Consider the following 4,477-nt stretch of genomic DNA (forward strand, 5'->3'; position numbering starts at 1 on the left):
GCGGCCGCTGGAGGCGGTCAACGACATGGTGTCGATCCTGCGCGCCGGGAAGAACGTGGTGTCGTGTTCGGTCGTTCCGTTGGTGTATCCCAAAGCGGTCGATCCGGCGTTCACCGACCCTTTGCGCGAGGCCGCACTTGCGGGTGGAGTGTCGTTTTTCACCACCGGCATCGACAGCGGGTTCGCCAATGATGTGCTTCCGCTGGCACTGTCGGGGGTCGCACGCGCCATCGAGTCCATGCGTGTCACCGAGATGTTCAACTATGCGACCTACCCGGACGCGTCCGCCGTGTATGACATCCTCGGATTCGGCAAGCCGCCAGAAGAGCTCCCGTTCGCAGCGACACCCGGGGTGTTCACCTTTGGCTGGGGGCCGGTGCTGCACCAGTTGGCCGACGGCTTGGGCGTTCAGATCGACGACGTCAAGGAAACGGTCGAGCGCATACCCGCGGCCATCTCGTTCGACACCCCGACCGGGCGCATCGCCGCCGGGACAATCGCCGGGATGCGGTCCACGTTGACCGGGTATGTCGAGGGCGATCCGACCTTCGTCGTCGACCACGTCAGCCGCATGCACGACGACATCGCGCCGGACTGGCCGCAACCACACATATCGATCCAGCCGCGTGATCTGGGTTACGGCGGAGCCTCTGGCCGCGGCGTCTACCGTGTCGAGATCGAGGGTTCGCCCAGCATGCGGTGCGAATTCGAAATGGCAGACGACCACGATCACGATCTAGGCGCGAGGATGGCCGGCGCGTCCCGGATGGTCAACGCGATTCCTGCGGTCTGCGCCGCGAAACCGGGGCTCCTGTCGGCGTTGGACCTGCCGCTGATCACAGGCAAGGGATTGGTGAAGCAGTTGTCCGGCCCGTCGCCGGACAGCCGGCTGGTCGGAATCCCGAGCTGAAGCGCGGCCACTGCGGGCAGGAAAAACAGTTGCAGCTAGCAACAATTCACACGAGTGAATCAATTGCTTCACTGGTGGTATGGCGATAAGCAGTCCATGGCCCGCACGGGTCGATTTCCACCATCATCTCTTCCCGGGTGGCGAGCTGGCCGACTTCACACAGCGCGGCCTCATCGCAAACTCCGGCTGGCGGTTTCCCGGCGGCGCGCCACACTGGACACCGGAACTCAGCCTCGCATTCATGGACGGCCTCGGTATTCAGACCGCCCTGCTGTCTCTGCCGAGCGACCTGGAGTCTGGCCTACCCGCGCCGGACCGTCGGGCATTCGCCCGCGAGGTCAACACCATCGCCCGCCAGACGGTCGACGACCACCCCGGCCGGTTCGGCTTCTTCGCGCACCTGCCCACCCCCACCGACGTCGATGCCGCGCTCGACGAGCTCACCTATGCCCTCGACGAGCTCGACGCCGACGGCATCACCCTGACCAACGTCTACGGCACGGGTGAGGAGGCCCGGTCGCTGGGCGACGACCTCTTCGAGCCACTGTGGGCCGAGCTCGACCGGCGCGGCACGCTTGTCTTTCTCCACGGCGAGCAGACACCGGGTCGCAACCGGATGCCGAATCGGTTTCTGCCCACGCCCGTGAGCGAGGTGCCGAACGAAACCTACAAGGCTGCAGCGGATCTCGTCACTAGTGGCCGGAAACGGCAGTACCCGAACACGAGGATTATCCTTTCGCACTCCGGCGGAAGTACACCATTCCTCGCCGCGCGGGTCGCGGTGCTCTCCCATTACCTCGGTTGTGAGCTCAGTCCCGAGGAGATCATCGCCGACTTCCGCACCTTCTACTTCGAGACAGCGTTGTCGGGTTTCGAGACGAACCTGGTGGCGCTGGAGAACTTCGTGCCACCCGAACGGATTCTGTTCGGCACCGACTTCCCCGCGGTCAGCCCACAAATGGCCGGCTGGTACACGACCAACGTCGACACCTACTTCGCGAACCGGCCGGAGGTCCTCGCGCAGGTAATGCACGGCAACGCACAGACCCTGCTGCCCCGATTCTCTGTGAACACCGTGGCCTGAACCGCGCAGCACGGACGACGAATGAATCGCCATGACACTGATCTCCCTTGAAGAACACGTGCTTCTCGGTGATCTCATCGACGAGGTGTGGGCCACTCCGATGGCGCCCGATTCGTTCACCGCGAAACTGGTGGATGTCGGTGAGCAGCGGCTGCGCGTTATGGACGACGCGGGCATCGACTTGCAGGTGCTGTCTGTGGTCGCGCCGGGATCCCAGCAGGTCCCCGCCGAGCGCGCGGCCGAGCTCAGTAGAGCGCTCAATGACCGCTGCGCCGAAATCGTTGCGGTGCATCCAATCCGGTTCAGCGCATTGGCCACTCTGCCCACCCAAGACTCGGACGCCGCGATCGTCGAAGCCAAGAGGGCGATCACCGAGCTGGGATTCTGCGGGGTGGTCATCAACGGGCACACCCACGGACGCTTCCTGGACGCACCTGAGTTCGATGAATTACTCACGGCCATCGAGGAGCTCGACGTGCCGATCTATCTGCACCCCACCTATCCCCCGCCGGAGGTCGCCAGAGTCTACTTCGGTGGCCTTCCGGAATCAGCCGGCAGGGCCTTGGCCACCGCGGCCTGGGGCTGGCATGCCGAAACGGGTCTGCACATATTGCGACTCGCAGCAACCGGCGTCTTCAGCCGACATCCCAAGTTGCAGATCGTTGTCGGGCACATGGGCGAGAACCTGCCGTTCTCCCTCATGCGCGCAGACTCCATTCTCAGCCGGGCCAACCCCGAGAGCCCGTCAGTAGCACAAGTTGTCCGCGAACACGTACACATCACCATCTGCGGCTACACCACCACCCCGCCGCTGCTGTGCGCCCTGCAGGTGTTCGGCGCCGACCACATCATGTTCTCCAGCGATTATCCCTTCGGCGACCCGGTTCAACACGCAAAGTTTCTTGCCGAAGCCCCGATCAGCCCGGCCGACCGGGACAAGATCGCCTACCGCAACGCCCAACACCTCTTCGGGCTCTGAACAGCGACGAGGCCGGGAGCAGAGCTAGAAACCGGCGGCCTGCCCGTCGCGACGCGGGTCGCTTGCCGCGAGATACCCGTCCGGCAACCGCCAGATCGCCTGGCAGCTGCCGAATTGGTTGTAGTCGTTGACCACGACAAGATCGTGGCCGCGGCGGCGCAGCTCGCCGATCGTTGCCGGCGGGAAGCCGTCTTCGAGGCTCACCTGCATGCCGTGCAGCCAGCGAAACCGCGGCCCGTCGCACGCCGCCTGCGGGTTCTGGCCGTAGTCGGCGATACGGACGATCAGCTGCATGTGCCCTTGTGGCTGCATGGTGCCGCCCATCACGCCGAAGCTCATCACCGGTGCGCCGTTTTTGGTAAGGAAGGCGGGAACGATGGTGTGGTACGGACGCTTTCGCGGCCCAACGAGATTCGGGTGCCCCGGGGTCGCGCTGAACTCGGTGCCGCGGTTCTGCAGCGAGATCCCAGTGCCCGGCACAACTACGCCCGACCCGAAGCCGTCGTAGTTGGACTGGATCATCGACACCATCATGCCGTCGGCGTCGGCCGCGGTCAGATACACCGTGCCGCCCTTCGGCGCCCTGCCTGCCGAAACCGGCTTGGCCCGCGCCGGGTCTATCAACGTCGACCGCTGCCTGAGGTAGTCGGCGTCCAGCAGCTGATTCGGCCGCACCGGCATGTGATCGATGTCGGCCACGTAGGCCAGCGCGTCGGCGAATGCAAGCTTGATCGCCTCGATCTGCAGATGCACGCTGTCCGCCGAATCCACTGGGAGCGAGGCCATGTCGAAGTGTTGCAGAATGCCAAGAGAGATCAACGCGACGATCCCCTGGCCGTTCGGGGGGATCTCGTGCAGCGTGTATCCGCGGTAGTCGATGCTGATCGGATCGACCCAGTCCGCGCGGTGAGCCGCCAAGTCGGAGGCCATCATTGCGCCACCGTTCGCGGCTGAATGCACCTCCATGGCCGCCGCAAGCGCGCCCCGATAAAACGCCTCCTCGCCGGTCGCCGCAATCGTTTCCAACGTCGCCGCGTGCTCCGGAAGCCGGAACCGCTCCCCTGGCGCCGGCGCTCGCCCATCCGGAAGAAACGCCTCGGCGAACCCCGGCTGCGATCGCAGTTCCGGCACCTGCCCGGCCCACTGCGCGGCCACCGTCGGCGAGACGAGGAACCCCTTGCGTCCGTAGCCGATCGCCGGCTCGAAGACCCGCGCGAACGGTAGCTTGCCGAAACGGGCGTGTAGTGCGGTCCACGCCGACACCGCGCCTGGCACGGTGACCGAGTTCCAGCCCCGCACCGGCACCGGGCCGCCGCGGAAGTATTCCGGCGTCCACGCCGCAGGCGACCGCCCTGAGGCATTCAGCCCGTGCAACCTCTCGCCGTCCCACACGATGGCGAAGGCATCCGAGCCGATGCCGTTGGACACCGGCTCGACCAGGGTCAGGGTGATCGCTGCGGCCAGCGCCGCGTCGGCCGCGCTGCCGCCGTCGGCGAGCATCGCC

Annotated in this window: 4 protein-coding genes; 3 read left to right on the top strand and 1 reads right to left on the bottom strand. The window is 65.6% G+C overall.

What is annotated here, in order from left to right; genetic code table 11:
- From QOJ24_RS07290 to QOJ24_RS07300, 3 genes are all read left to right on the top strand, one after another.
- A partial coding sequence (locus QOJ24_RS07290; protein ID WP_526260318.1) for an NAD(P)H-dependent amine dehydrogenase family protein occupies window positions 1-910 on the top strand: 910 nt, incomplete at its 5' end.
- A 79-nt stretch (window positions 911-989) separates the two neighbouring features.
- Window positions 990-1,994, top strand: a complete 1,005-nt coding sequence (locus QOJ24_RS07295; RefSeq protein WP_526260319.1) for an amidohydrolase family protein — start codon at window positions 990-992, stop codon at window positions 1,992-1,994.
- A gap of 31 nt (window positions 1,995-2,025) precedes the next feature.
- Window positions 2,026-2,973, top strand: a complete 948-nt coding sequence (locus QOJ24_RS07300) for an amidohydrolase family protein (protein WP_526260320.1) — start codon at window positions 2,026-2,028, stop codon at window positions 2,971-2,973.
- A gap of 24 nt (window positions 2,974-2,997) precedes the next feature.
- On the opposite strand, the gene QOJ24_RS07305 is transcribed toward QOJ24_RS07300, so the two are convergent.
- Window positions 2,998-4,477 (bottom strand): gamma-glutamyltransferase family protein (locus tag QOJ24_RS07305; protein WP_526260321.1); only part of this gene is annotated, 1,480 nt, incomplete at its 5' end.

This window comes from Mycobacterium sp. (assembly GCF_032159775.1).
Taxonomy (GTDB): domain Bacteria; phylum Actinomycetota; class Actinomycetes; order Mycobacteriales; family Mycobacteriaceae; genus Mycobacterium.